At 43.3% G+C, this 26,923-nt stretch carries 27 protein-coding genes; 16 read left to right on the top strand and 11 right to left on the bottom strand.

Annotation, left to right across the window (positions count from 1 at the left end; all coding sequences use genetic code 11):
- Positions 1 to 17 precede the first annotated feature (17 nt).
- Both IM473_RS06875 and IM473_RS22495 read right to left on the bottom strand, forming a co-directional pair.
- The gene (locus IM473_RS06875; protein ID WP_287658896.1) at positions 18 to 3,683 is read right to left on the bottom strand and encodes a DUF7149 domain-containing protein; all 3,666 of its coding nucleotides are present in this window, start codon (positions 3,681 to 3,683) and stop codon (positions 18 to 20) included.
- A 53-nt stretch (positions 3,684 to 3,736) separates the two neighbouring features.
- Positions 3,737 to 3,814, bottom strand: coding sequence for an SWIM zinc finger family protein (locus IM473_RS22495; RefSeq protein WP_353738150.1), 78 nt, complete (start codon positions 3,812 to 3,814; stop codon positions 3,737 to 3,739).
- A gap of 645 nt (positions 3,815 to 4,459) precedes the next feature.
- On the opposite strand from IM473_RS22495, the gene IM473_RS06870 reads away from it, so the two are divergent.
- From IM473_RS06870 to fmt, 4 genes are all read left to right on the top strand, one after another.
- Positions 4,460 to 4,828, top strand: coding sequence for a ribbon-helix-helix domain-containing protein (locus IM473_RS06870; RefSeq protein ID WP_002803329.1), 369 nt, complete (start codon positions 4,460 to 4,462; stop codon positions 4,826 to 4,828).
- Positions 4,825 to 5,244, top strand: a complete 420-nt coding sequence (locus tag IM473_RS06865) for a putative toxin-antitoxin system toxin component, PIN family (RefSeq protein ID WP_106908509.1) — start codon at positions 4,825 to 4,827, stop codon at positions 5,242 to 5,244. Before IM473_RS06870 ends, IM473_RS06865 begins: the two co-directional genes overlap by 4 nt.
- 495 nt (positions 5,245 to 5,739) lie before the next feature.
- Complete coding sequence (gene pgeF / locus IM473_RS06860) at positions 5,740 to 6,534, top strand: peptidoglycan editing factor PgeF (protein WP_287658895.1); 795 nt, start codon at positions 5,740 to 5,742, stop codon at positions 6,532 to 6,534.
- A 42-nt stretch (positions 6,535 to 6,576) separates the two neighbouring features.
- On the top strand, positions 6,577 to 7,554 hold the full coding sequence (gene fmt / locus IM473_RS06855) for a methionyl-tRNA formyltransferase (protein ID WP_287658894.1): 978 nt from the start codon (positions 6,577 to 6,579) through the stop codon (positions 7,552 to 7,554).
- A gap of 29 nt (positions 7,555 to 7,583) precedes the next feature.
- Here the strand turns inward: fmt and IM473_RS06850 are convergent, their stop codons facing one another.
- The 3 genes from IM473_RS06850 to IM473_RS06840 all read right to left on the bottom strand — a co-directional run bounded on the left by IM473_RS06850 (position 7,584) and on the right by IM473_RS06840 (position 9,849).
- Positions 7,584 to 7,964, bottom strand: a complete 381-nt coding sequence (locus tag IM473_RS06850; RefSeq protein WP_287658893.1) for a cyclic nucleotide-binding domain-containing protein — start codon at positions 7,962 to 7,964, stop codon at positions 7,584 to 7,586.
- Positions 7,965 to 8,328: 364 nt separating this feature from the next.
- Complete coding sequence (locus IM473_RS06845; RefSeq protein WP_287690392.1) at positions 8,329 to 8,973, bottom strand: hypothetical protein; 645 nt, start codon at positions 8,971 to 8,973, stop codon at positions 8,329 to 8,331.
- A 69-nt stretch (positions 8,974 to 9,042) separates the two neighbouring features.
- Positions 9,043 to 9,849: a TlyA family RNA methyltransferase gene (locus IM473_RS06840; RefSeq protein WP_287658891.1), complete on the bottom strand. Its 807-nt coding sequence runs from the start codon at positions 9,847 to 9,849 to the stop codon at positions 9,043 to 9,045.
- 139 nt (positions 9,850 to 9,988) lie between these two features.
- Between IM473_RS06840 and IM473_RS06835 the strand changes: the two genes are divergently transcribed.
- The gene (locus IM473_RS06835; protein ID WP_002736250.1) at positions 9,989 to 10,210 is read left to right on the top strand and encodes a hypothetical protein; all 222 of its coding nucleotides are present in this window, start codon (positions 9,989 to 9,991) and stop codon (positions 10,208 to 10,210) included.
- Between the two features lie 105 nt (positions 10,211 to 10,315).
- Here IM473_RS06835 and IM473_RS06830 read toward each other — a convergent pair whose 3' ends face one another.
- Positions 10,316 to 10,594 carry a DUF4164 domain-containing protein gene (locus IM473_RS06830; RefSeq protein WP_287658890.1) on the bottom strand — a complete coding sequence of 93 codons (279 nt, stop codon included), beginning with the start codon at positions 10,592 to 10,594 and terminating at the stop codon, positions 10,316 to 10,318.
- A 62-nt stretch (positions 10,595 to 10,656) separates the two neighbouring features.
- Positions 10,657 to 10,887: a helix-turn-helix domain-containing protein gene (locus IM473_RS06825; protein ID WP_016516364.1), complete on the bottom strand. Its 231-nt coding sequence runs from the start codon at positions 10,885 to 10,887 to the stop codon at positions 10,657 to 10,659.
- Between the two features lie 248 nt (positions 10,888 to 11,135).
- On the opposite strand from IM473_RS06825, the gene ldpA reads away from it, so the two are divergent.
- The 9 genes from ldpA (at position 11,136) to IM473_RS06780 (ending at position 20,680) form a co-directional block, all read left to right on the top strand.
- A complete protein-coding gene (ldpA, locus tag IM473_RS06820) occupies positions 11,136 to 12,137 on the top strand; it encodes a circadian clock protein LdpA (RefSeq protein ID WP_287658889.1) in 1,002 nt (333 codons plus the stop codon).
- 117 nt (positions 12,138 to 12,254) lie between these two features.
- Positions 12,255 to 14,000 carry a R3H domain-containing nucleic acid-binding protein gene (locus IM473_RS06815; RefSeq protein ID WP_502845923.1) on the top strand — a complete coding sequence of 582 codons (1,746 nt, stop codon included), beginning with the start codon at positions 12,255 to 12,257 and terminating at the stop codon, positions 13,998 to 14,000.
- Between the two features lie 11 nt (positions 14,001 to 14,011).
- Positions 14,012 to 15,439: a hypothetical protein gene (locus IM473_RS06810; protein WP_287658887.1), complete on the top strand. Its 1,428-nt coding sequence runs from the start codon at positions 14,012 to 14,014 to the stop codon at positions 15,437 to 15,439.
- 78 nt (positions 15,440 to 15,517) lie between these two features.
- A complete protein-coding gene (locus IM473_RS06805; RefSeq protein WP_287658957.1) occupies positions 15,518 to 16,333 on the top strand; it encodes a Cof-type HAD-IIB family hydrolase in 816 nt (271 codons plus the stop codon).
- A 113-nt stretch (positions 16,334 to 16,446) separates the two neighbouring features.
- Positions 16,447 to 17,181 (top strand): dienelactone hydrolase family protein, encoded by a 735-nt coding sequence (locus tag IM473_RS06800; protein WP_287658886.1) that lies wholly within the window; start codon positions 16,447 to 16,449, stop codon positions 17,179 to 17,181.
- Between the two features lie 96 nt (positions 17,182 to 17,277).
- Positions 17,278 to 18,135, top strand: a complete 858-nt coding sequence (locus tag IM473_RS06795) for a S1 RNA-binding domain-containing protein (protein WP_287658955.1) — start codon at positions 17,278 to 17,280, stop codon at positions 18,133 to 18,135.
- A gap of 119 nt (positions 18,136 to 18,254) precedes the next feature.
- Positions 18,255 to 19,112 carry a DUF6671 family protein gene (locus IM473_RS06790; protein ID WP_287658885.1) on the top strand — a complete coding sequence of 286 codons (858 nt, stop codon included), beginning with the start codon at positions 18,255 to 18,257 and terminating at the stop codon, positions 19,110 to 19,112.
- Positions 19,113 to 19,125: 13 nt separating this feature from the next.
- Positions 19,126 to 19,785 carry a class I SAM-dependent methyltransferase gene (locus IM473_RS06785; RefSeq protein ID WP_287658953.1) on the top strand — a complete coding sequence of 220 codons (660 nt, stop codon included), beginning with the start codon at positions 19,126 to 19,128 and terminating at the stop codon, positions 19,783 to 19,785.
- A gap of 25 nt (positions 19,786 to 19,810) precedes the next feature.
- On the top strand, positions 19,811 to 20,680 hold the full coding sequence (locus IM473_RS06780; protein WP_287658884.1) for an NAD(P)-dependent oxidoreductase: 870 nt from the start codon (positions 19,811 to 19,813) through the stop codon (positions 20,678 to 20,680).
- A gap of 436 nt (positions 20,681 to 21,116) precedes the next feature.
- Here the strand turns inward: IM473_RS06780 and IM473_RS06775 are convergent, their stop codons facing one another.
- On the bottom strand, positions 21,117 to 21,467 hold the full coding sequence (locus tag IM473_RS06775; RefSeq protein WP_002803308.1) for a DUF760 domain-containing protein: 351 nt from the start codon (positions 21,465 to 21,467) through the stop codon (positions 21,117 to 21,119).
- Between the two features lie 136 nt (positions 21,468 to 21,603).
- Positions 21,604 to 22,122 (bottom strand): SMC-Scp complex subunit ScpB, encoded by a 519-nt coding sequence (scpB, locus tag IM473_RS06770; RefSeq protein WP_287658883.1) that lies wholly within the window; start codon positions 22,120 to 22,122, stop codon positions 21,604 to 21,606.
- A gap of 61 nt (positions 22,123 to 22,183) precedes the next feature.
- On the opposite strand from scpB, the gene IM473_RS06765 reads away from it, so the two are divergent.
- Together IM473_RS06765 and IM473_RS06760 are read left to right on the top strand one after the other, a co-directional pair.
- Positions 22,184 to 22,996, top strand: coding sequence for an inositol monophosphatase family protein (locus IM473_RS06765; protein ID WP_287658882.1), 813 nt, complete (start codon positions 22,184 to 22,186; stop codon positions 22,994 to 22,996).
- A gap of 58 nt (positions 22,997 to 23,054) precedes the next feature.
- The gene (locus IM473_RS06760) at positions 23,055 to 23,819 is read left to right on the top strand and encodes an ABC transporter ATP-binding protein (protein WP_287658881.1); all 765 of its coding nucleotides are present in this window, start codon (positions 23,055 to 23,057) and stop codon (positions 23,817 to 23,819) included.
- Positions 23,820 to 23,965: 146 nt separating this feature from the next.
- Here the strand turns inward: IM473_RS06760 and ndhD1 are convergent, their stop codons facing one another.
- A complete protein-coding gene (gene ndhD1 / locus IM473_RS06755; RefSeq protein WP_287658880.1) occupies positions 23,966 to 25,549 on the bottom strand; it encodes a photosynthetic/respiratory NAD(P)H-quinone oxidoreductase subunit D1 in 1,584 nt (527 codons plus the stop codon).
- Positions 25,550 to 26,023: 474 nt separating this feature from the next.
- A complete protein-coding gene (locus IM473_RS06750) occupies positions 26,024 to 26,761 on the bottom strand; it encodes a phycocyanobilin:ferredoxin oxidoreductase (protein ID WP_287658879.1) in 738 nt (245 codons plus the stop codon).
- Between the last annotated feature and the right edge of the window lie 162 nt (positions 26,762 to 26,923).

Below are 26,923 nucleotides of genomic sequence, written 5' to 3'. Positions count from 1 at the left end.
TCATTTTGTTTTCCCTACTACTCTATTTTAATTGCTTCATATTCTTCCTCTGTTAGTGGAAAGTCTGGATCAATTATTTTTACTTCATTATATCTTAGTTGATAAAGTTTGTATACTATTTTATCAATCTCTTTTTCTAATTCGCTTGTATCCGCTTTGGGATTAGATTTTTTAGCCGTGAGAATTTGATCTACAAGTGCAATTATAGGTTGCTGTTGTTCTTGACTAATTTCTCTTACTGGAATACTTTTTACCGAGACAAGCTTTATTTCTAGATCAGTATCAAAATTTTTATACCAAATATTTATTAAATGAGAATTTAAAATTCCCAATAAATACTTTAAATCTAAATTTACCGTATTTAAATTGTTCTTATAAATAACAGAACAAGTATATAATCCATGAATTCCATCCCTATCATAACAAGCAACTATTCTAGGAAATAATGATATTTTTCGCATTCTCTGAAAATAAATTTTTTCAGTATCTACTATTTCTTTTGGCAAACAACTATGTAATTCTTTGCTTCTCTTAACGTATAAGTTTTCAAATACTATACTATAGGAAGCAATATTTCTTCCATTAATTGCTGGTTCCCAGCTTTGATCTATTTGATTATTAGATAATAGGTCAGTATTTTTATTTTCCTTATCTCCATAGGGTTTTGTACCTTGTTTCAGTTGAAAAAGCTCGCCTAATTTTCTAAATTTGTTCATATTGTTTATAATTTCATCTAATATAAGTTTTCTTCTGAGATTAATTTTCTTCTCTCTATCATTTATAAAAATTGAGTATGGTATTTCTTGAATAATTTCCCATTCATCATCATATAGATTATTATATTTATAATCTGGATAGGCAACCATCGCAGAAGTAGTTGAGTCTTTTTTCGGTTTAATATATTGGGAAATATTTATTACAGTGACTACATCAGGAGCATCTTCAAAAATATTCTTTCTCAACTCAATAGCTTTAATAATATGTGTATTTTGAATAAGAAAACTTCTTAGAGATTCAGATTGAGTGTTATAAAGAAATGTATTAGGAGCAATATAGCATTGATAGTATTGAGATTTTAAAAGTTGATAAGCTCTTTCATAAAATAATTTAAAAGAATCGATTTTCCCTTGACTCGAAATAGGATATTTTGTTTTATAAAAACTCTTTTCCATTTCCTTGAATTTCACTCCATAAGGAGGATTGCCAATTACCACATCAAAACCGATAAAATTCCCCTTATCATCTAGAACTTCGGGAAACTCGAAGCGCCATTCAAAAGCATTATGATAAATCTTACCGCTTTCAATCTCCTCTAGTTGCGGACGTAATTTATCAATCTCATTCCTTAACTGACTAATCTTCCTTTCCCGCGCTTTCTTTTCCTTGGGTGACTCCTCAAATAACAAAATTTGATTCTCCAGACTATATAAATCCGTTTCCAAACCGCGCAAGCGCTTTTTCTGGGGATTATCTCCCTGTAAAGTCTGACGAAAACTACTCTTAATCTCACTTATCAATCTCTCCATCTCGCGCTTTTGCGATTTATCCTCCGCGTTGCGATAGACTCTCACCGCATCCTTATAACTCTCGATACTTAAACGACTTTTGCGGGAAAAGACTTGTAAATCATTGGATAACCCAAAGCGACTAATCAGAGAATTGCCAACCTTGATATTAATATCGATATTCGGTAACGTCTCTAACTCATTATCTGCTTTGTAGTAAGCATTCTTGAGTAACTCAATCCATAAACGCAACCGACAGATTTTCACCGAGTTGGGATTGATATCAACTCCAAAGAGACACCCCTCAATCAGACGCTGTTTTTCCTGAAATAAAGTCTCCTGTACTCGCTGACTTTCTCGACTGCGGGGATTATATTCAAACAGATTACCGTCATCATCGGTGACGATTAACTCATCGTTCACCACCTCAACCCGATAATCCCTGAGAGTTTTCCCCTCTTTATCCAATAAAATCTGTAACTCACTCTTAATCGCGATTATCTCGTTCAAAGCAGAAACAAGAAAATGTCCCGAACCCACCGCAGGATCACAAATTTTGAGACTATTGATAATAGCATTGGCTGCCGTTTTATCTTTGATGCGGTTATACACATCCTCGATAGTCTGACAATCCCATCCCTGACTCTGGTTAAATTTCTCTATTACTGCGCGTCGAATCGTTTCCCGACACATATACATAGTGATGAAACCGGGGGTGAAAAAGGAACCATCCTTATATCCGTTGATTTTCTCGAAGATTAATCCCAACACTGACGCATTGATAAGAGTCTTATTATCCTCCTGTATCGCTTCCCCACCTTCGCTGCTAAAATCGTAGGCGTTGAGAAACTCAAATAGGTATGCTAAAGCGTTGATTTCTCCTGTTCGCTTTTTCCCCTGACTATCCTTTAAGACTGTTCCTGCAAAAATCTCTATATTCTCCGAACGCAGGTTACTGATGACTATGGTTGATTGTTCTAAGTCTGTCGGTTCAAATAGGGAACTGTTGAGATAGGGAACCTGAGTATAGATATTCTGGATGTCTTTGCTTCTTTCTGACTGTTTTTTTGCCAAGACGCTGAAAAATAACCGATTTAAGTCGTCATAGTCGGCAATTTTGCTTAAATTGAGAAACCCTAAGGACTTATCCCCCCGATGATACCTAATTATCTGCGCTTCTAATAGTTTGAGGAAGAGGATTCTATTTATCCAGGTTATCCCCAACTCTAAACCGATATTAAATAGTCTCTCCTCTTCCGTCTCCCCAAATTCTTCGGGATTGGGTAAACGAGAGATTTTATCTAAACTCTCCACTTGACTGATAGCGTTCTCTAGCAGCGAACCGGGTTGACGCGCTGCCGGTTGCAGACGTTGGATGAGTTTTTTCCCTCCCTCTTTTATCTCTGTCAATCCGATGATATGCAGCAACTCACTATAAAAGTTCTTGTCGAGACTGTTGCTATCGTTCGCAAAGGGGAGTTTTAAGAGGTGTTCGGGAGAAAAGATTTTATAGAGACTGATTAGCTGATGTTCATCCTCCCCGATGGTTTGGGTGTATTCCCGCAAGTCAAAATGGGTGTATGTCAGGGAATCGAGTATGGAGTTCAGGAAGGGTTCTCCTATCTGTTTGTAGAAGAAGTCGGTGGTTTTTCCCGTTAGTCTCCCCGTCTCAAAGTCATTAAACTGTCTGACAAGTTCCTGATTTTGTGCGAATAGTCTCTCGAAGATATTCCCATCGAAGATAAACCACTCATATATATTGGTTGCAATCAGGTGTTTTATCTCTAGGTTTTTCTCGGTTATCCTTTCCCGTAGGAAGTAGAGGAGTAATTCCTGTAATGCTTTACAGTTGAGTTTGTCTCTCCGCAGCATCTCGCTTTTATTGCTGGGTTTCTTGACTTCCAGTATTACCCCCACGGAATCCCGCGATTCTTTCCCATTATGGATGACTAAATCATTCCTTCCCTTGGTGTTGATGAAATGTTGGGGACTATAGTAGCTGTGTTTGAGAAAGTCTGCAAGCAGGTTTTTATGGAACTCCTCTGATTCTGTCTCGTTTATACTCCCCAAAAGTTGTTCTAGGTGGGTTTGAAACTTCTCTACCTGACTACGACTCGGTTTGACTCTCAGAAATGCTTTGTTTAATGCTTGTCGGGGAGAGAAATTTTCCGTCTTCATACCTTTATCCCTATTCCTACTCAACCCGATTTTGGGGTCTATTTTTTTCTCTCTTATCTTCGCTCAAAAACCCTATATATATGGGCGCACGGATTCCCATTATATAAAAAGTCTAAAGCAAGTCTCGCCATTTGTCAAGGGTTTTTAGAAAAAAATCGAGCCGATTTTATATCCATCAGCAGTCAGCTTTGGATTCTGTCTCGTTTATACTTCCCACTTTCCAGTCAGTCCCGATGAAAAAATTTTCACCCCCACAGATGAAAGAGGTTTCTTTCCCTAAACCCTACACTCTACACCCACTTTCCAGTCAGGTGGGTTTGAAACTTCTCTACCTGACTACGACTCGGTTTGACTCTCAGGAATGCTTTGTTTAATGCTTGTCGGGGAGAGAAATTTTCTGTCTTCATACCTTTATCCCTATTCCTACTCAACCCGATTTTTGAGTCTATTTTTTTCTCTCTTATCTTTGCTCAAAAACTATATATATATTTGCGCACGGATTCCCATTATATAAAAAGTCTAAAGCAAGTCTCGCCATTTGTCAAGGGTTTTTCTGAAAATTTCCCCACTTCCCCAGTTCCTGGAAGATTTTGAACATTTGCCCCCCGAACAGTTGCTGAGTGCTATTATGAAAAAGGATGCAAGAATCAGGTGGTTGATGGCTGAGATTAAGGGGGTTTTAAATCAGGATAAAGAAAATGTTGTTAGGCATCAGGGTCAGATTAAGGTTTCTGCTATATTCAAGCTTTATCTAATCTTCAAACTATTTGGTAATTATGATACAAATTACGTTAACCCCTGAACAGGAACAGTTTTTAGAAAGACAACTGAAAACTGGTAAATATAATACCCCTCAAGAGGTTATCTCTAAAGCGTTTCAGCTATTAGAAGAACAGGAGGATGAAATTATATTACCTGATTATGTTAAAGGGACAGAATCCGCAAAAGCTTTATTAAAAGAAAAGATTAGGAAGTATCGAAAAGAACGGGAACAAAATAAGGACAAACCGATTGATCCTGAAAAAGTAAGGTTAGCAGAAGAATTTAAGCGTTTATGCCAAGAAACCCAAGCTTTACACGCTGATAATCCGTTAACCGATGAAGAAATTGCGGCGGAAATTGAAGCTTATCGGAGAGGAGAATGAGAGTTATTATTGATACAAATATCCTTATTTCTGCGGCGGTTGCTGATGGAAAACCAGAAAAGGTGATTAATTTTATTATTAGTCATGCTGATTATGATTGGATAGTATCACAGGAAATTTTAGATGAGTATAGAGAAGTTTTACAGCGAAAGAAGTTAAAACTACGTGATACCAAGAAAGCAGAATGGTTAACTTTAATTGAAAATAGCACAAAGTTAATAGAAGTTAATGTTAATGTTGACTTTACAAGGGATCCGAAAGATGCTAAGTTTATCGCTTTAGCAAGGGTTAGTGAGGCGGATTTTTTGATTACTGGTGATCGGGATTTTGAGGAGATGATAGAATTAGAACAAACGGTTATTATTTCGGTTTCTTTGTTTTATGATTTGTTTATAGGTGAGGGTGAATATGAGTAAAAATTGGGATTTAGAACAAGAAATCTTCACTTATCTTGATAACCTACAAGGCAAAATCAACGAGGTGAAACAACTCAGAGAAAAAGCCTTCAAAGGAGAATTATAAATCCTCGATAATTGGCATAATCCCCTGATTAGAGGTATTTTGATAATATTATCCCCACATAACATTAAAATTAAATCTGCCCCTTCCTCAATCTGTCGCGAATCTCGAATAATGCTTTGTTTAATGCTTGTCGGGGAGAGAAATTTTCTGTCTTCATACCTTTATCCTCTTCCTACCCAACCCGGTTTTGGAGTCTATTTTTTTCTCTCTTATCTTTGCTCAAAAACCCTATATATATTTGCGCACGGATTCCCATTATATAAAAAGTCTAAAGCAAGTCTCGTCATTTGTCAAGGGTTTTAAGTAATAATCTTCCGTTGCCGTTTAGCCAAGCTCAGAACTAGGATAGGAGAGAATAAGGTAATATTGCAGCCAGAGAGGCTTAGACTGTGACCAATGTAGCGATCGATGTGGGATTAACCGAGACTTCTCTGTGGCAATGGCAAACATGGCAAGGATTGCCCTATCTTACCTGTAATCTCCTAGAGGATTGGTCCCACGGCTTTTTTACCCGTCATTATTACCCCCAAACCCCGGAAGCTTTTACGGGTGCTTTAGGGGCAAATGTACCAGTTTATCGGGTCAAACAGGTACATGGCGATCGCCTATTAAATCCCCAAGGGATTGCTAACCCAGAAATAGCCGAAGCGGATGGAATTATTACCGATGCTTCCGGTCAAGGGATTTGGGTGGCCAGTGCTGATTGTACGCCCGTACTAATAGGCGATCGCTCTACTGGTGTTGGGGTGGCGATTCATTCTGGATGGAGAGGGACCGCTAAGGGGATAGTTGTCAAAGCAGTTAAGCAGTTATTAAACTCAGGTAGTTGTTTAGATAACTTAGTCCTGGCCCTGGGGCCGGCAATTGCTGGGGAAGTCTATCAAGTCGATGGAGAAGTTGCAGCAGAAGTGGGTTTAAGTTTATTCCCTCAAGAAACCAATCCCGACCAAATTCTGGGGAATTTATTTAACCTCTCCCCTTCCCCCTTATTTGCTGACGAGGAAAAAGGGAAAGTGCGCTTGGACGTGCGAAGGGTGATTTATCATCAACTACAACAGTTAGGAATTAGAGATCAACAAATTGCGATCGCTCCTTTTTGTACCTATCAACAAGAGGAGCATTTTTTCTCCTATCGTCGGGAAAAAGCCAAAAAAATCCAATGGTCTGGCATAGTTAGTCGTTAATGGTTACTGCACACTGATAACTGAAAAATCCCCCCTTTTCTCATGCGTATTGTTTTTTTCGGAACCCCTACTTTTGCCGTCCCCACCCTAAAAAAATTATTAGCCAATCCCGATATAGAAGTGATTGCCGTCGTTACCCAACCGGACAAGCGCCGGGGAAGGGGTAATCAATTAACCCCCTCACCGGTGAAACAAATAGCCATAGAACAGCAAATACCAGTTTTGCAGCCCAAAAGTGTCAAAAAAAACGCTCGAACCTTAGATTTTCTCAGACAATCGCGAGCGGATGCCTTTGTAGTAGTTGCCTACGGACAAATCCTCTCCCCAGAAATTCTAGAGATGCCGAGATTAGGCTGTATTAACGTTCATGGCTCAATTTTACCGAAATATCGGGGAGCAGCCCCCGTGCAGTGGTGCATCGCTAGGGGAGAAAAAGAAACCGGCATTACCACCATGTTAATGGATGCGGGCATGGACACCGGACCGATGCTACTGAAAGCCTACACCCCGATCGCTCTTTTTGACAATGCCGAACAGGTGGGAGCAACCCTAGGCCAAATGGGGGCGGATTTGCTCCTAGAAACCCTCTCTAAGCTCGATCGAGCAGAAATTACCCCAATTCCTCAAAATAACGATGATGCCACCTATGCCCCTTTAATTCAAAAATCTGACTATCTAATCCACTGGCAAGATTCGGGACAGACAATTCACGATCGAGTCCGGGGTTTTTATCCTAATGCGCTGACCACTTTCCGGGGACAACCCCTAAAAGTGATGGCCACTATTCCCCTAGACGATCTCGGTCAACTTCCTCCAGAATTACAGACAAAAGACCTTTCTCATCTAAGCGGAGAAGTGGGATCGATCGTGGCTCTCTGGAAAAATTTCGGGCCGGTAGTGCAGACGGGAGCGGGTTTATTATTATTAAAAGAAGTGCAATTATCGGGTAAACCTCCGCGTTCTGGTGGGGATTTAGTCAATGGTTCCCGTTTAACTATCGGTGAGATTTTCGGTCAATAGTTTTCAGGGGATGGCTTTCTTTTGTTCCTCTATGCTTCACTGGTGAAGATTTTTTTTAACTTGCGAAAGCGATCGGAATAACTTCTTAACACTTCGATCGCAAACATGGGAGTTTCCTGCACGGCAAATAAAAACTGTGGTTGATTGAGATAGGCTAATTTACAGTCAGTTTTGGCGATAGCTGTGGATTCTCGCCGTTTATCCCCATGCAGGAGCGCTCCTGCTCCGAATACATCCCCTTTTTCTAGAGTTTCTATCAATTGTCCCTTAACATACATCTCCACTTCTCCGCTAAGAATACCGTACATTAACTCGCCCTCCGTGCCATCGGTAAAAATAACTTCACCAGCTGGAAAAGTGCGATCGGGATGATTTTCGAGAATTTTAATCGTTTCTACGGGACTTAACATGATTTAACGATAATTTTTTTGGGTTATCTCTCCCATTTTCCGATATATTGAACTCCCCGATCATCGTTTTTGTATGTAAGAATACTTGAAACTTCTCTACCTGACAAAGATTCGGTTTGACTCTCAGAAATGCGGCTCTCTTGGATTTGGTGGGTAAAATGTATTCTAAGATACATTGCTCCTAGCGAGGGGGTGGAACGAACCACAAAGACACAAAGGACACAAAGATCGATCGATCCTATGTAAGTTAAACTGATCACACAGAACCTAGAAGAGCCGAAATGCTTTGTTTAATCCTTGTCGGGGAGAGAAAATTTCCGTCTTCATACCTTTATCCTCTTCCTGCTCAACCCGATTTTTGAGTTTAATCGCTGCCTCCTCCACCAAAAAGTTTGTATATTCCAAACCCAATTGCTCCAGCCGCAGCAACAGGAGCAAGAGCTACTATAGCAGTGCCAGCAATAGCACCTCCCCCAACAACCCCACCGATACCAGCTAAAGTACTCATAATTGCAGCACCAGATGCGCCACCTGCTACTGTGATAGCCCCAGCACCTGCTACACCAGCAACAGCCCCAATTCCTGTTGCAGTTCTTGCCGCCGCACGAGCGCTGCGTTCTTCTACTGGAAGTTCAGGCTGATCTTTGAAAAGGGTCTCGTTAATAATTTTGGCTCCAGCATATGCGGGACCTGCGGCTAAAACTGCCGGTCCCATAGCCATTCCTCCACCAACAACACTACCTGCTGCTGCAAGACCAGAAGTAATTCCTGCTCCCGAAGTTGCGGCAACAGTTAATCCTGTAGCTGCGCTAACTGCCGCACCTGCCGCCGTACCAGTTTTTATTACTTCTTTTGCGACCTTGATATTACTAATGCCTTGAGCTGCCTGTATACCGTCTTGAAGGAAATCATTGATATTATTGATATTATCGTCTTGATCTTCGAGAGACATAATCGAAATCTTCCTTAAAATTATGACTATTCGTTTGAAGTCTAAACTATAAAGCAAGTCTCGCCATTTGTCAAGGGTTTTCCGAAAATTTCCCCCTCTCCCCACTTCCTTGAGAAAATACCTGGTTTAAAACTGTTCGATCGCTGCTTGGGTGATTTCTGCGATCGCTGATAAACTGGGACTAACTGGGCCGATATCGGTGGATAACCAGAGAAGATACTCGACGTTACCCGCAGGTCCGGTAATGGGAGACCAAGTTAAACCCCGATAGAACCATCCTAAGACTGCGGCGGCCTGTAAAACCTGAAAAATTGCCGCTGCTTGGTCTTGATGGTCGCGAACTACCCCTTTTTTACCGACTTTTTCCCGTCCCACCTCGAATTGGGGTTTGACCAATAAAATCGCTTCTCGCGGTGGATTTAATAGCGTCCACAGGGTCGGTAAAACTTTGGTCAGAGAAATAAAGGACAGATCCATAACTGCTAAATCGGCGGGTATTTCCTGTCCGTATAACTTTTCTGGGGTTAAATAGCGAAAATTAGTTCTTTCTAGTAAAATAACCCGTTCATCCTGCCGTAAACTCCAGGCCACTTGTCCATAACCCACATCGACCCCATAAACCCGTTTTGCCCCTTTTTGCAAGAGACAATCGGTAAATCCCCCCGTGGAAATGCCTCCATCTAAACAAATGCGATCGCTGACATCGATGGCAAACAATTCTAAGGCCTTGGCTAATTTTTCGCCCCCCCTTGACAAATAGGGCAGTTTCTGCTTAATCTCGATCGCCGCTTCTGGATCGATTTCTGTGGCAGGTTTATCGATGATTTGATGATTGACTTTCACCTCTCCAGCGCGAATTAATCGCTGTGCCTGTTGACGGGAATCACAGAGATTTTTGGCTACTAATAATAAATCTAATCTTTGTTTCGGCAAGGAAGGCCTCCCAATAATCAGTGCCTAATTCTAAAAAATACCTTATTTTTCCCCAAGCAATCCCAGAAGGAAGATTATAAATAAAGATAGGGACAAGCGGAACCCATCAGCCAAATTTTCGCTGCCATCACGATATTTTATGGATAAAGATACTCGATTCGCCATTTTAGTCATTGGCATTCCCTTTCTCGGACTAGCTTACTGTGGCTTGATTTTTGCCGTGATGATTTATTGGGTCTGGGCCCGGGAACATCCCGTAACCATGGCCACTTTTTTCGTCCTTGCTCCTTCTTTGATTTCTGGCTCTATTTGGCTGTTAGCTTCCTATAAAGCCCGTCAAAAGCAGCGTTTGGGTTTATAGTTGAATGTAGAGGCCGATGGCATTCGTCCAAAAAGAATCAACTGGATTTTAGAACTTGGTTTAAGTCTTTAGTGTCAACCTCGGCCTAACCGATGGCGATCGCTGTCAGGGATTGGGGAAAAAACCAAAAAGTTTAGCTGCCCCTCCTAAAATGGCGACAACTAGGGCGATAAAAATCCCCCGGTTGGTAAATTCCTGATAAGCAACCCGTGTCGTTAGTCCTTTAATTTCTGTAGTTAGTCGCTCATCTAAAGCTTTAATGTCCCCTCTGATCTCCGATTGTCCTATTTCTACTTTGGTTAACCGTTCATCGATTTTGTCTATTTTACCCTCGATCCTTGTCAGAACAGCTTCTAGGGAATAAGTAACGGTTTCGTTAGCCATTTTCTGTCTCCTATATTTTCTTTAATTGCGATCGCTGGTGAGATTGGGGATACCTAAATATGTCAGTTGTCTTGGCATGGTGCGATCGCTCCAGCTAGTTGTGCAAGTGAGCAGTTAAGGGATTGACATAGCTTTAATGTTTGAGATGGGTTCATTCTCGGTTCCCTGTAGCCTGTTTCCCAATTGCTTACGGTTTGCACTGTCACACCTAACCGTTCCGCTAGTTTTCTTTGAGTTAACCCAGCGTTCTCCCGTAATTTCTGCATACGCTGTCCTAGTTCCCTATCCGTCATTATATCTCAAAAATTATCTAAACATACTATTGACATTATATAACTATCATTATACATCAAGAATATAAAGGAAGACGACCGCCCTTCGGTGACTTACTGGTAAAAAGACAATGAAGTTGTTGAATAAATCGGTTTTACTTACCGTTTCTGACTTAGTACGTCCAAGAAGAATCAATAATCAGTCTTTAGGTAAGAATCAGAGCAGCACAGGGCTGACATTTAGGGACTGGCCGCGATAGGATGAAAAAGTGCTAGATAAAAACTCCTCTCCCTTACAGTCCTTAGTTGCGGGTCACTGGTTCAAGCTCATCTGTGGAGCTAGTTACCAAGATTTGCCCACGATTCGCAACCTTGCATTGGCCTATACTATCGTCGGAGCCGATTGTATTGATGTGGCCGCCGACCGAGCCGTGATCCTTGCGGCCAAAGAAGGCATCGAAACCGCCGCCAAAATCGCCGGATTCCCGCCCAATCGACGACCTTGGTTGATGGTCAGTCTCAATGACGGTGAAGATCCCCACTTTCGTAAAGCTGTCTTTAACCCGCAACTTTGTCCAGTCGATTGTCCCCGTCCCTGCGAAAAAATCTGTCCCGCTTATGCTATCGATAGGGGAGGAGTGATCGAACAGCGCTGTTATGGTTGCGGTCGCTGCTTACCCGTTTGTCCCAGGCAAATAATCGAGACAAAATCCCGTGTCTGTCAACCCGCAGAAATTATCCCCTTAATTATCGAAATGGGAGTAGATGCGATCGAAATTCATACCCAAGTCTGTCATGGAGAGGAATTTGCTCGACTCTGGCAAGCGATCGCACCTGTCAGTAAAAACCTAAAAATCCTCGCCATAAGTTGCCAAGATCATGAATATATCATTGATTACCTCCACTATCTGCGAGAAACCATTTCACCCCTAAACTGTCCTCTGATTTGGCAGACGGACGGCCGACCGATGAGCGGCGATATCGGCAAAGGGACCACCCACCCGGCCATTAATATGGCCAAAAAAGTCCTTTCCAGCAATCTAGCCGGATTTGTGCAGTTAGCCGGGGGAACCAATGACCATACCGTGACCAAATTACAGCAACTGGGACTGAGAGAAAAAATCGCTGGTATTGCCTATGGAAGTTACGCCCGTTCATTGATTTTGCCAATTTTAGAGCAGTTAGACCAGCCTAACCTTGAAAATGACCCCCAAGCCTACCAAGAAGCCCTTAAAGCCGCTTCTATTCTCGTGGCTCAATTAAAAGCCTAGCCTTGTTCAAAAAACTATAATATTTTTTTAATTGACAACTAACCCCTAAATGTGTTAGACCCCAAGAAAATCTTGGAAATAAAAACAGCCAATTATCGCCAAAACCCTTTACTATTAATGCCAGAAACCCTACCCTCCTCTCGGATGCCAGTGACCGACGATTTAAACAAACTCTTGGCAATTCTACCGGCTCGGATTCGCGGCAAAATCGAGGAACACCCGCGGCAGCATCAACTAATCGAAGTAGTTATGGATTTGGGACGCATACCAGAAGCGCGTTTTCCCGATGGGGCGATCGATCTGGGGGACGAACCGATCTCAAAAGAAGAAATCCAGTATTCGATCGCCAGGGTGGGCAGTTTTAGCGGCGATAATCGCGCCGGGATTGAACGCACCCTGCACCGCATCAGTGCCATTCGCAATCGAGACGGGGAAATTATCGGTTTAACCTGTCGTATCGGTCGGGCCGTTTTCGGTACGATCACCCTAATTAACGACCTAGTGGAAACGGGTAAATCCCTACTGCTGCTCGGTCGTCCGGGGGTAGGGAAAACCACCGCTCTCCGGGAAATAGCCCGAGTTTTAGCCGACGATCTCAATAAACGGGTAGTGATTATCGACACCTCCAACGAAATCGCCGGAGATGGAGATATTCCCCATCCGGCCATCGGTCGCGCTCGTCGGATGCAGGTGGCCCGTCCGGAATTGCAGCATCAAGTCATGATCGAAGCGGTGGAAAACCATATGCCGGAGGTGATCGTGATTGATGAGATCGGTACGGAATTAGAAGCTCTGGCCGCTCGCACGATCGCCGAACGCGGGGTGCAGTTAGTGGGAACCGCCCACGGCAATCAGCTGGAAAATTTAATTAAAAACCCGACTTTATCGGATTTAGTCGGGGGAATTCAGGCAGTAACTCTCGGAGACGAAGAAGCACGCCGCCGGGGTTCCCAGAAGACCGTTTTAGAACGCAAAGCACCGCCCACCTTTGACATTGCCATCGAAATGTTGGAACGTCAGCGCTGGGTCATCCACGAGGACGTATCCACCACTATCGACCAACTGCTGCGGGGACGGGAAGCAATTGCCCAAATCCGTTGGGTGGACGAGGAGGGAAAAGTACAGGTCGCTCAGGAAGAACCAAAACCGGAAAACCTCACCCCTTTGCGTCGCAATTATCTGCCAGAAATGGATAAACCCAAGGGATGGCGGGCCGATGGCCGGATGACTCCCGTGGCCCGTTTTGGTGCAGGCGGACTCAACCGGGAAAACGATTTTGATCGCCTCCTCGAACAATCCTGGCTGCAGGAAGAACCGGAAACGGAAAAAGTCCGCGTCCCCGGTCCCAATGGCGAAGATTGGCCGGTTTATGTCTATCCCTACGGGGTTAGTCGCGCCCCGATCGAACAGGTAGTACAAGCCCTAGATTTGCCGATCGTTTTGACCAAAGATTTACAGGGGGCCGATGCGGTGCTAGCCCTGCGTTCCCACGTTAAAAATCAGTCAAAATTGCGTCAAATTGCCAAAGTAAGACAAATTCCCATCCACGGCATCAAATCCAATACCCTGCCCCAAATTTCTCGGGGTTTAAAGCGGATTTTGGGCATTGATGACCCGATGAATCAGGAAGGTGCCGACCTGCGTTTATTTGCCCGCAGCGGCAGCGATGACGAGATCGAAGCTTTAGAGGAGGCCAGGTTAGCGGTGGAACAAATCGTTATTCCTACCGGTCAACCGGTGGAGTTACTGCCGCGATCGGCGAAAGTGCGGAAAATGCAGCACGAATTAGTGGAACATTACCGTCTCCAATCCGATAGCTTCGGAGAGGAACCGAATCGCCGTATTCGCATCTATCCAGCTTAGGAGTCAGGAATTTGAAGCGACGCACGCTAATTATTATGGGTACGGGGGCGGCGATCGGTGCGGTGGCCTCCCTGATTATCCATCGTCCCGAATCGGCGGCGGAATTACGGGACAAAATGCCCCTAGCCCAAAGAATCAAGCTCTGTCTCGATCTGGCTAGGATTAAACTAACCACTACGATCGATTATCTCGATAGTTATGCCCGTCGGGGAATTCTCTATCCCTATCTTACCCATCCAGAGCCATCGGGTTTTAATTTCTTCAATTGGCGACGGAGGCTCAATAGTCCCACCCCCGGCACTTGGAAGTTAGAAAACGCCGATTTTTGGGCGGCAGGGGCTTTTCCTGCTTTATTATGGAAAATGGCTGATTTAGAATCAGACCCTATGTATGGGGGCTTTTGGTCTGCTGCTGCGAAAAAATGGAGCGATCCCTTAAAAGAAGCGAGTTTGAAGAACAAAGACATCGCTCTTAATAATGTACTGGTGTTTGCTCCTTGGTTTGAGTCGGGACAGGGCAAGGAAAAACAGGCAGCTTTAGAGATAACTTTACGGGGGGCCAGACAACTAGCACAACCTTTTCAGGATGGTAAAGGGAGTTTTCACACCGATATCGGGACTTTTGGCTGGTTACGCAAGGCTGATCGCACCGATCAGCAAGAGCATTGGCACGTTTTTATGGATCATACGATCAATATAGAACAACTGCTCTGGGCAAGTCTCCACAATCCTGACCCCAAGGAAGCAAAAGATTGGCAAGAAAAGGCTCTTTCCCACATCCGCACCATTAGCCGCACCTTTGGGGCTAATCGTCGCCCGGGTAAAACGGGAACTTGGCAAAGAGGGTATTTTGATCAAAATGTCAACTCTCCCACCTATAGAAATTTCTTATTTAATGAAGGAAAACAGGGCTGGCGCGATGATAGCACTTGGTCCCGGGGTCAAGCTTGGTTTATTTATGCTGCCACGACGGCCTATATTTACACCGGCGATCCGGAAATGTTAACGATTGCCAAGGATGCCATTAATTATTATCTGGAAAATTTGCCCGATCGTTGGCCCGGTGGACAAAGACGCGCCGGAGATTTTATTCCCCCTTGGGATTTTGATTATGCCTTGCAAAAAAATGCCGCTACCGAAAGGGATTCTTCGGCAGCAGCGATCGCTGTGGCGGGGATGATTCGCTTATTAAAAGCTTTACCCAGCAGTGATCCTAGTTATGGAACCTATCGAGAGGCGATCGATAATATTCTCTTGAATCTGACTTCTTTTCAGTATTTTCCCGATGAAACCGCCCCAGAGATGAGTCTATTGCGTCATGGTTGTTATCATCATCCCGCATCGATCCGACCCAGCCAAATCTATGATACGGGTTTAATTTGGGGAGACTTCTTTTTTATCAATGCTTTGGCTGAATACCAAGATTTACCCGATACTTAATAGACTACTTAATTCTTACCCTTTTTGAGGGGGGAAGTGGCAAACTATTAACTGTTGACCGTTGAATGGGAAAAGACTGTGGATATTCGCTTAATCGTTGTCGATGTGGATGGAACGATCGCCGGGGATAACAATCAGGTTAATCCGGCTGTGGTGCAAGCTGTCTCGGCCGTCCAAAAAAAGGGAATTCGCGTCGCTATCGGCACTGGTAGGATGTACCGCTCGGCTTTACGTTTTCATCAACGCCTTAAATCGAGTTTACCCTTAATTGCTTACAATGGCGCTTGGATTCAAGATCCTGTTTCCCAAGTTCACCATCGACATACTCCCATTTCCCCCGACTTAGCGATCGATCTTTTAGATTATCTCGAACAACCCCAATGGAAGGAGAAAATCTCCCTTAATTTTTATATGGACGATGTGCTTTATGTGCGGCAATTAAACGCGGAAACGGAATTCTATCGGCAGCGATCGGGTATTATTGCCGAAGCAGTGGGAGATTTACGCAAAGTTGCCCACAAAACTACTAAAATCCTGGCCATGGGGGAAGATAAGCAATTTATCGCCGAGATTTGGCAGCATTTACAGCAACGTTATCAAAATCAAGATTTATATTTTACCCAATCGAGTCCGACTTTTTTTGAAGTTACCCACGTTGAGGCTACCAAGGGAAGCGCTGCCAAATTTTTGGCCGAAGATATCCTAGGATTACAACCCAAAAACGTCATGGCGATCGGTGATAATTTTAATGATGTTTCTATGCTCACCTACGCGGGTGTCGGTGTCGCCATGGGTAATGCTCCCCAAGCTGTTAAGGATCAAGCCGATTGGGTTGCCCCCAGTGTAGACTTAAATGGGGTAGCCGCGGCCTTGGAAAAGTTTGTTTTGATTTGAGGAATGGGGAAGTGGGGGAATGGGGAAATGGGGGAATGGGAAATTTCAACTAAAACCCCAACACCCTAAAACCCCGAAACCAAAAAACCAACAGCCTTTTTACCGAGAAAATTATGACTATTAATACGCAAACTGTTACGATTCCTAACAAAGATATTGACATAGATGCCTATTTAGCCATTCCCGATCGGGTGGGAATTTACCCGGCAATTATCGTGATTCAGGAAATATTCGGCGTAAACGACCATATTCGCGATGTCACCCGTAGAATTGCCCAAGAAGGCTATATAGCGATCGCTCCTGCCATTTATCAGCGATTCGCTCCTGGTTTTGAAACGGGGTACAGTATGGCAGATATCGAAATCGGTCGTCAGTACAAAGAACAAACCAAAGCATCCGAATTAATCAGCGATATCCAAGCCACCATCGATTATCTTTATAGTTTGCCACAGGTGCAAAAAACCGGTGTCGGCACGATCGGTTTTTGTTTTGGTGGTCATGTGGTTTATCTTGTCTCCACTCTAGAGGATATCAAAGTTAGTGCCTCTTTTTACGGTGCGGGAATCACCACGGGAACCCCCGGTGGTGGCCAAGCGACAGTGAAGGTGACTCCCCAAATCAAGGGGACAATCTACGCATTTTTCGGGATGTTAGATGCGAGTATTCCCCAAAAGCAAGTGGATGAGATAGAAAACGCATTAACTCGTTATCAAATTCCTCATCGAGTTTTCCGCTATGAAAACGCCGACCATGGCTTTTTCTGCGACCAAAGAGCTAGTTATAATGCTAAGGCGGCCAAATCTGCCTGGGATCATGTGCTAGAGTTATTTAGCCTTCTTAAATCTTAATGGTCTGACTCCTCAAGCTTCAGCTTACACTGGAAGCAGATCGAAATTATACTTGTAACCATTCTATTTATCATGACACCGAACCCTGCCTTTTCCATGGACGATTTTGCCAAAGCTCTTGATCAATACGATTATCAATTTGAAAAAGGGCAGATCGTGCGCGGGAGAGTAGATCAACACACCTCCGATGGAGCATTCATCGATATTGGCGGCAAATCCTCCGCTTTTATTTCTTTAAGGGAAATTTCCCTGGAAAATGTTACTTCCATTGCCGAAGCTTTACCCATAGGTGCAGAATTCGATTTTCTGATTACCCGTGGACAGGATGCGGAAGGACAAGTTACCCTGTCTCTGCGGCAATTATTACTACAAAAAGCCTGGGAAAATGTCAGGGAAATCTCTGAAAGTGCTAAGTCGGTGCAGCTGCGCGTCACGGGGGTGAATAAGGGAGGAGTGACGGGAGAAGTGGAGGGATTAAAAGGATTTATCCCTCGCTCCCATTTAATCGAAAAAAATGATTTAGATTCCCTGATCGGACAACTTTTAACCGCAACTTTTATTCAAATCGACCAAGAAAATAATAAATTAGTTTTATCTCAGCGAGAAATTGCTCGCGCTAACGCTATCAGTCAATTAGCTGTGGGTAAATTATTAAGTGGCACTGTGGTTAAATTACAACCCTACGGTGTTTTTGTCGATTGTGGTGGAGTGACGGGATTACTCCATGCTAAACAGGTGACGGGAGCCTCTTTTAATTCTCCCATGACTTTCTTTAAAGTTGGTCAAGCAATTCAAGTGGTAGTCGCGGAAATTGACGAATATAAAAACCGCATTTCCCTATCCACAAAAATCCTGGAAGCACACCCCGGCGAAATTCTCGAAAACTTTGCAGAAGTCATGGAAACAGCAGCAGAAAGATTAAAACAAGCTCAGGGAAAAACAATGGACAGTTAAATCAGTTATCAGTTATCAGTTATCAGTTATCAGATGTGAGTTTTAAGTGGACAGTCTTAAGTAGGAAATTGCCGTTTTCTTTTCGCTGATTGCTGTTTTTTACTTTTTCCTTGATCAAGATGTTTCAAGAAAAGATGTTTCAAGATCGGATAGCAATTTTAGGGACTATGCACGGAAAAGAGCGGGTAATAGCGCCGATTTTAGCGCAAGAAATAGGTCTCAAGGTGATTGTACCCGATAATTTTAATACCGATCGCTTTGGCACTTTTACCCGGGATATTAAGCGCATCGGGACACAAATTGAAACCGCTCGCAGGAAGGCACAAGAAGCGATCGAGCTTTCGGGATACTATATCGGAATTGCTAGTGAGGGTAGTTTTTATCCCTATCCCAATTTGCCGTTGATTTCCTGTAATCGTGAATTGATTTTATTGCTCGATCGAGTCCATAATCTAGAAATAATTGGTCAAGCAATAGTCACGGAAACTAATCACGCTCACCAAACTGTCACTAATCTAGCAGCTGCTTTAGAATTTGCCGAAAAAATCGGGTTTCCTAGTCATGGTTTAGTGGTGATGTTTGATAAAAATTCTCTCGACTCTGAGCAGATTTTTAAGGGAATTACTGACCAGAAAAATTTAGTTAAAATTGTTGAAGATATTCTTGACAAAAACGGCAAAGTACACCTAGAAACCGATATGCGCGCTATGCACAATCCCACGCGGATGAAAGCAATTGCAGCCGCAACGGCAAATCTGGTGCAGAAACTTAATCAATTATGTCCTAATTGTGGTTGTCCGGGGTTTGATATTATCGAAATAACATCGGGTTTACCCTGTGGTTTATGTCACTTTCCCACCTCTTTGATTAAACTGGAACTATACGGTTGTCAAAGGTGTGATTATCGAGAGGAAAAACTCTTTCCCAACGGTCAAAAAAACGCCGATCCGATGTATTGTGAATATTGTAATCCTTAAAGATAGCTTTTCTATGGAAAGAATTTTAGAACCAGAAGTAATGGATGATCGGGAAGAAGCGATCGAATATGATGCCATGGACTTCACCGAAGTTAATACTAATTTTGCTAAAGAAGCCGTACAATTGGCCAGTATTAATGCTAGGGTGTTAGATGTAGGAACCGGTACTGCACGCATTCCGATTATGCTCAGTCAACTACGTCCCCAATGGCAAATTATCGCTATTGATCTGGCCGATTCTATGTTAGAAATTGGTCAAAAAAATATCCTTAATGCTAACTGTCAAGAACAGATCAAATTGGAGAAAGTTGATGGAAAAAATCTTCCCTACCAATCCGAGCAATTTGATTTAGTTATTTCTAATAGTTTAATCCATCATCTCGAAAATCCTCTGCCTTTTTTACGCGAAATTAAGCGAGTTTTAAAACCCCATGGTGGCATTTTTTTAAGAGATTTATTCCGTCCCGATTCCGAGGAAATAATCAAGGGGATGGTGAGGGAAATCGATCCTAATTTTTCTCCCCGACAAGCGCAACTATTTAAAGATTCTCTCCAGGCCGCTTTTACCCTAGCAGAAATCGCCGATTTAATCCAGCAATCGGGATTAAAAAATGTTAAAATTTTTCAGTCTTCCGAACGTCATTGGACAGCCATAAAAACAAGTAAAAACTAATCAATAAATAAGGAAAAATCAAGTTATGAAAGTTGGATTTTTGGGAACGGGATTAATGGGAACGCCAATGGTAGAAAGATTATTAAATCAGAAAATTCCTGTTATTGCTTATAATCGCACCTTAGAAAAATTAGCACCTTTACAGCAGTTGGGAGCCAAAACAGTTAGCTCTCCTGAGCAAGTAATTCAAGAAGCAGATTGTCTGATTTTAATGTTAACTAATGCTGCCGCTATCCAAGAGGTTTTAGGATTAAATTCCGAGCAATCTAACCTCAATAATCGTACTATTATCCAGATGGGAACCATTGCCCCTTCGGAAAGTAAACAACTGCGAGATCAAATTATGGCTAAAGGGGGAGAATATCTAGAAGCACCCGTGTTAGGAAGTATTCCTGAAGCTAAAAATGGGACTCTCTTAGTTATGGTGGGAGCAACGGAAAAACAGTTCCATCAATGGTCAAATTTATTAGCGAATTTTGGTCAAGAACCGATGTTAATTGGGGAAGTGGGAACCGCTGCGGCGTTAAAATTAGCTTTAAATCAATTAATTGCCGCTCTCACCAGTGCTTTTGCTTTGAGTTTAGCTTTTTTATCCCAGCAAGGAGTAGAGCTAGAAAAGTTCATGACTATCCTGCGTCAAAGTGCCTTATATGCGCCTACTTTTGACAAAAAATTAACCAGAATGTTAGAAGAAAATTATGCTAACCCTAATTTTCCCACTAAACATTTACTCAAAGATGTCAATCTCTTTTTAGAGGAATCGGAGAAGTTAGATTTAACCACTTTTCCCCTAACAGGAGTACAGCGCCTTCTTGAAAAAGCTTTAGAAATGGGATTCGCAGAGGACGATTATTCAGCTTTATACGGGGTGCTGAAACAAGAATTAAGTAGGTAGGCGTTAAAAATTATCAGACACCCCCCTTATCAAGCGTAGGGTTGATTCATGAATCAACCCTACCTTATCAAGGGGGGCAGGGGGGATCGAACCTAAAATCCATTTTTAATTTAATTATAACCAGCTACTTATAAACCGCTTACCCACATCAAAAAGACTCTTTTTGGTTTGTGTAGTTGGACAACTGATAGAAGAAAAACCGATAAAAGGCTTTAAATTTTCCTTAAGCTTTGTTGAGGTGGCCAAAAGAGGGGGTTAGAGTAAAAAGTGATGGAATTTTGGGCATATTCTCCTATGACGCTGACTGAATTTGGATTATTAGCGGGTTTACTTGTCCCCGGTATCCTGCTCTCGATTTTGGTGATGGTGAGTTTTGCCAAAGGGGGCTAAAAACCGATAGAGACACCGATGAAAGTGTCTCTGTCTTGGGTGAAGATTAATCTATTTTTGGTTTTTTGCCCAATTTAATTGATTCTGTAGCTAACAAAATTGATTCTAAATGATGGCGCTTCTCCACTTGACCGAGGAAATAACCTGTCATCATCGCTGAAGCGAGAAGATTCGCCAAATTCTCGCGGTCGGTGGTAATTTGTACCGCAAAGTCCTCTGAGGGCAACATTCCCACCAATCCCTTGACGTTTTGCGAGATAATATCTTTAATTTCGCTACTGACCGATTGGGCTATTCTCTCAAGGGTTTCAGGATGCTGCTGCTGGAGATACTGCATCAGACAGTTATCATTTTGTTCTTCGGTTTCCCAGGGAAAAAAATCAGGATTAAAAGTCATCAGAACTCCCACGCTGTAGTGGTTATTGGATTTAGGTTAACAAATCGCTCTTCTTGATTGCCCGAAGTCCCCCCTATCTTTTTCAAGTTTAGCTCAGTGATCAGAAACATTCACCCCTAATATACCCTCTCTCTCCCTATTCCTGATCGGTAGCTTCCAGAATACCCTGTTCCCTAAGATTGTCAACCTCGAAATATTGATGAAATTTATCGGTTACTTCTAACCAGTAGGATCTACCTTCGTTTTGCTTGCGTTTTCTCACAAATCCTCGTTCTACCAAGTCCTGAACCTGTTGATAGGCCGTACTGCCGCGTAAATTAATTAAATCCGCTTGTAAAATCGGTTCTTTTAGTGCGATCGCTGCTAAAGTGCGGAGAGTTCCCGTGCCTAATTCGGCCGGGATCAGGTCTTCGATCAAATTCTGATAAGCTGACCGCAATTGTAAACTATAACCGAGGGGGGTTTCCACCACTTCCAAGGCACTATCCCGGTGAGCATAATCGGACATTAACTCGATCATGGCATCTTCCACCGTCAAGCGATCGCTGTTGGTTAATGTCACCATCTCGGTTAAGGGGACAGGCTGCCCTTTTAGGTAAAGTATCGCTTCTAGACGGGTAGCTAGTCTGATCTCCTGGTGGGGTTCCGCGCTCAATCTCGACTACCTAAGTTTAGACAATGATTTGATATTCTACTAGAAGACGAACGAGAAAATTATGGAAACTTTTTGGAGTCAGGTTTTAGACTTTTGTTATCAGGCTACCGGCCAGGTTAGCGATCGCCTACTGGCTGATTTTGGCAAATTACAGGCCACCAATAAAGCAGACGGGACTTTAGTGACGGCTGCCGACCGTTGGTCTGATCGGGAATTGCGATCGCTAATTGCCCGCACTTTCCAGGATCATGGAGTCTTAACCGAGGAAACTACCCATATTTTCCCGGATCAAGAATGGTGTTGGGTAGTGGATCCAATCGACGGCACGACTAATTTTACTCGCGGTATTCCCATCTGGGGCATTTCCCTAGGACTTCTCTACCGGGGGACTCCTGTGTTCGGATTTGTTTATCTGCCCTGCCTGAAACAGTCCTATTATGGTTATTGGTACGGTGAGACGGGTTTAACCGGTCCAGAGGGAGCCTACCGCGATGGTCAACCGATTCACACCAGCGAAGATTTTCCCAGCAAAAATCATCTTTTCAATCTCTGCGCTCGTAGTACAGATATATTTAAAAATCCCTTTCCCTGCAAAGTGCGGATGATAGGAGTGGCTAGTTATAATCTGCTTTTGGTTGCCGATGGCACTGTCTTGGGAGGAGTGGAAGCAACCCCGAAAGTCTGGGATATTGCCGCAGTTTGGGCAATTCTACAGGCCGCCGGCGGGATATTTATCTCTTTAGGAGAAAAGATTTTTCCCTTGCGGGTAGGGGAAAATTATAGTGATCGATCCTATCCCTGTTTAGCCGTGGCTCGATCGAATTTAGCGCCGGTTTTCTTGCCTCTAGTCGGTTTTCTCAAGGATGTTGCTTGAATGGAGAATTGCTCAGGTTAGAATAGCTGCATTTATTGGTTTTATCTCTATTTATTTCATGAGTTTTGATACTTCCTCTCTCAGCGAACGCAACGATAAAGCCGAAGTCTATCAGCCAGTAATTATTCGCCTCGAAAATGTGTCTAAAATCTATGGCAGTGGCGAAACCATGGTTAAAGCCCTTAATAACGTCAATTTAAGCCTAAAAAAAGGGGAATATTGCGCTATTATGGGGGCATCGGGTTCGGGAAAATCCACGGTCATGAATATTATCGGCTGTCTTGATCGTCCCACCTCGGGGTCCTATTATCTAGAAAATCTCGACGTTTCCACGCTGCCGGATGGGGATTTAGCCCAGATTCGCAATCGTAAAATCGGCTTTGTTTTCCAGCAATTCCATCTTTTACCCCAGATGAGTGCGCTAGAAAATGTCATGTTACCGATGATTTATGGTGGGGTTTCTCCCCAAGAAAGAAAGGAAAGAGCGATCGCTGCTTTAACGAAGGTAAAATTAGATAATCGACTGCACAATAAACCCAATCAATTATCGGGGGGACAACAGCAGCGCGTCGCTATTGCCCGGGCAATTGTCAATCAACCCATATTATTACTTGCCGATGAACCGACGGGGGCGCTAGACTCGAAAACTACCCAAGAGGTGATGGCTATTTTCTCGGAATTGAATAACAGTGGCATTACTATCGTCATGGTAACTCACGAGGCTGATGTGGCGCGTAATTCCGGGCGCATTATTTGGTTTAAGGATGGTGAAGTGGTTTATCCTAATCTCGCACCGACGGATTTACATGAGGTGATTGGGTAGGATGGGGATTTTTCGGTAATCAGTGAACAGTAATCAGTAAACAGTGAAAAGACAGTGGGAAACTACTATTTAATACTGCTCACTTAATACATACTGCTCACTTAAAACTCAAATCTGATAACTGATAACTGATAACTGATAACTTTTTAGATTTCGGGGGCTTTTAGGGAATAAAGGGAGAAACTAGCGGTTTTTGCCTTTGCCTGTTGCACTAAACTGGGGACAGAATTACGCGCTAGGGCGGTTAATTTATTGGTAGTAGCATCGTAAATTGTCGTGGCCACTTTGGGATAGAGTCCAATGCCGATAATTGGCACTAATAGAGAAGCGATAATAAATACTTCCCGGGGTTCCGCATCCACTAGGGCATGGTGTTCTTCTAATTCCTTATTTTCCGGCCCGTAGAGAATTTCTCGCAACATGGACAACAGATAAATCGGGGTGAGAATGACACCGATAGCCGCTAAAAAGACGATAATAACGCGGAAAGTGGGACTATAGGCATCACTGGTGGCAAAACCGATAAATACCATTAATTCCGCCACAAAGCCGCTCATCCCGGGCAAAGCGAGGGAAGCGAGGGAACAGGTGGTCCACATGGCAAAAACTTTCTTCATTTTCTTGCCGACACCGCCCATCTCGTCTAACATCAGGGTATGGGTGCGATCGTAGGTACAACCGACCATAAAGAATAAACTCGCCCCAATCAGTCCGTGGGAAATCATCTGTAACATCGCCCCACTTGTACCAATATCGGTAAAGGAAGCCATACCAATCAGGACAAATCCCATGTGAGAGATGGAAGAATAGGCAATTTTGCGCTTAAGATTGCGTTGGGCAAAGGAGGTTAAGGCGGCGTAGATAATATTAACTACCCCTAAAATCACCAAAACGGGGGCGAAAACGGCGTGAGCATCGGGTAACATCCCCATATTCATCCGTAAGAGCGCATAACCACCCATTTTAAGCAAAATTCCCGCTAGTAACATATGGGCAGGGGCAGTGGCTTCGCCGTGGGCATCCGGCAGCCAAGTATGGAGGGGGAAAATCGGCAGTTTTACCCCGTAGGCAATCAGAAAACCGGCGTAGAGGAATAATTGCAGTTTCAGGGGAAAATCCTTGCCGGCAATAGTCACCATGTCAAAGGAGACGGTATCGCCATAAAAAGCCATCGTCAGCGCCGCTACAAGGATGAAGAGAGAGCCTCCGGCGGTGTAAAGGATAAATTTGGTGGCTGCGTAGAGACGGCGTTTACCGCCCCAAATAGAGAGGATGAGATAGACGGGGACTAATTCTAATTCCCAGACGAGGAAGAACAGTAACAAATCCTGTACGGCAAACACCGCAATCTGTCCCCCGTACATCAACAGCATCAGGAAGTAGAATAGTTTCGGTTTAAAAGTGACCGGCCAAGCCGCTAAGATAGCCAGAGTGGTGATAAATCCCGTTAAGATAATCAGAGGCATGGAGAGGCCATCGGCTCCTAAGGACCATCTTAGGTCAATTTCTGGCAACCATTGGTAACTTTCCACTAATTGCAGATTGGGATTAGCGAAATCGTAACTGGTATAGAAAGCGTAGATAATTAGGGCAAAGTCGATTAATCCCACCGTCAGAGCAAACCATCTCACGGTTTTACCGTCTTTATCGGGAATTATGGGAACCAATAAAGCGGCGGCGATGGGAAAAAGGATGATGGCAGTTAACCAAGGAAAGTTCGTTAGATTCATCGGCTGTTTTAATATTTATTTAATCGTCAGAATCGAGAAATTAAGCTAAGGCCTTTTGACGGTTTTACCGGGGAAAACCGCTTTTTTTCTCTTGTTCTTGCGGTTACAGTTAACTGTACCTAAATCAATCTAGCAATTATTCTCCCGTCCTTGTCTGTTAATATTGTTAAGTTTCAAGAGACTTCTGGCCTAATTAGGGTTTGAGAGTTCAAAAATGGGAAAAATAGCGATGAGGTTGCAGAAAATCTCTAAATAAGAGGTAGGTGTTAAAAATTGTCGGCTCCATTGAAGGTAGGGTTGATTCATGAATCAACCCTACGATGAATCAACCCTAGGATGAATCAACCCTAGGATGAATCAACCCTAGGATGAATCAACCCTAGGATGAATCAACCCTAGGATGAATCAACCCTACGATCAATCAACCCTACGATCAATCAACCCTAGGAGCAAGGGGGGAAGGGATAGTTCAGTTTAATCGGGCAAATCAAAGAGAACACCCGTCATATAACGCTCTGCCCATTCCCAACCAAAGGCTTTTTCTAGTACACGCCGAGTTTTATCATTTTTTTGCTGTTGACTACAATAATCCCGTTGTCCCTGTAAATAAATGCGCGCTTCTTCCCCGGAAAGGGGCTGAGTTTCCCTAGCACATTTGCAGTGAATTGTCAAGAAATCTGTAACTCTTTGTAAAAATTGTCGTTCCTCGGCGGCGGTTTCGGGACGAATAAACAGACAATATTGGGAGAAAATATGACCCCAAGGCGGTAAATCACGAGCTTGGGCGAAATCAGCCCCAGGTAAAGCCGCTAAAGCTTGATTATAGGCACTAGGGAGAGTTTTATCGCTACTGGTGGGAGAAAGATCCACAATAGCGGCACTGATTCCCGCTTTGCCGGAGACTATATCACATCCAAACATCGGCAGCGGATATTCTGGACGGGGGAACATGACACAGTGAAGGATATCCAAACCATTGCCCAGTTTAGCCAGTTCTAGGTGCATTTTGCGGAACTGGGGAGTTTGATAGCAGCGATTCTCGATAATTAATTTTTCCCCTTCTAAACGTCCCTCCACATAGCCTAAACCTTCCGGCAACTCAAAGGGCGACAAATCAAGATATTTTTCCCAGTGGGACAGAATTGCTGTGGCTAATTGTCCAATCAGGGGATGAAGTAACGGTAAAATTTCAGGCTTGGTAACGGCTATCATAGGTCAGTAATCAGTAATCAGTCATCAGTTATCAGCTTTTTTCTCCCTATCACCCTATCACCCTATCACCCTATCACCCTATCACCCTATCACCCTATCACCCTATCACCCTATCACCCTATCACCCTATCACCCTATCACCCTATCACCCTATCACCCTAT

Origin of the sequence: Microcystis sp. M015S2, assembly GCF_020245945.1 — a bacterium.
Taxonomy (GTDB): Bacteria; Cyanobacteriota; Cyanobacteriia; order Cyanobacteriales; family Microcystaceae; genus Microcystis.
The sequence above is the reverse complement of the archived record's forward strand: the minus strand, read 5'-3'. Positions and strand labels throughout refer to the sequence as shown.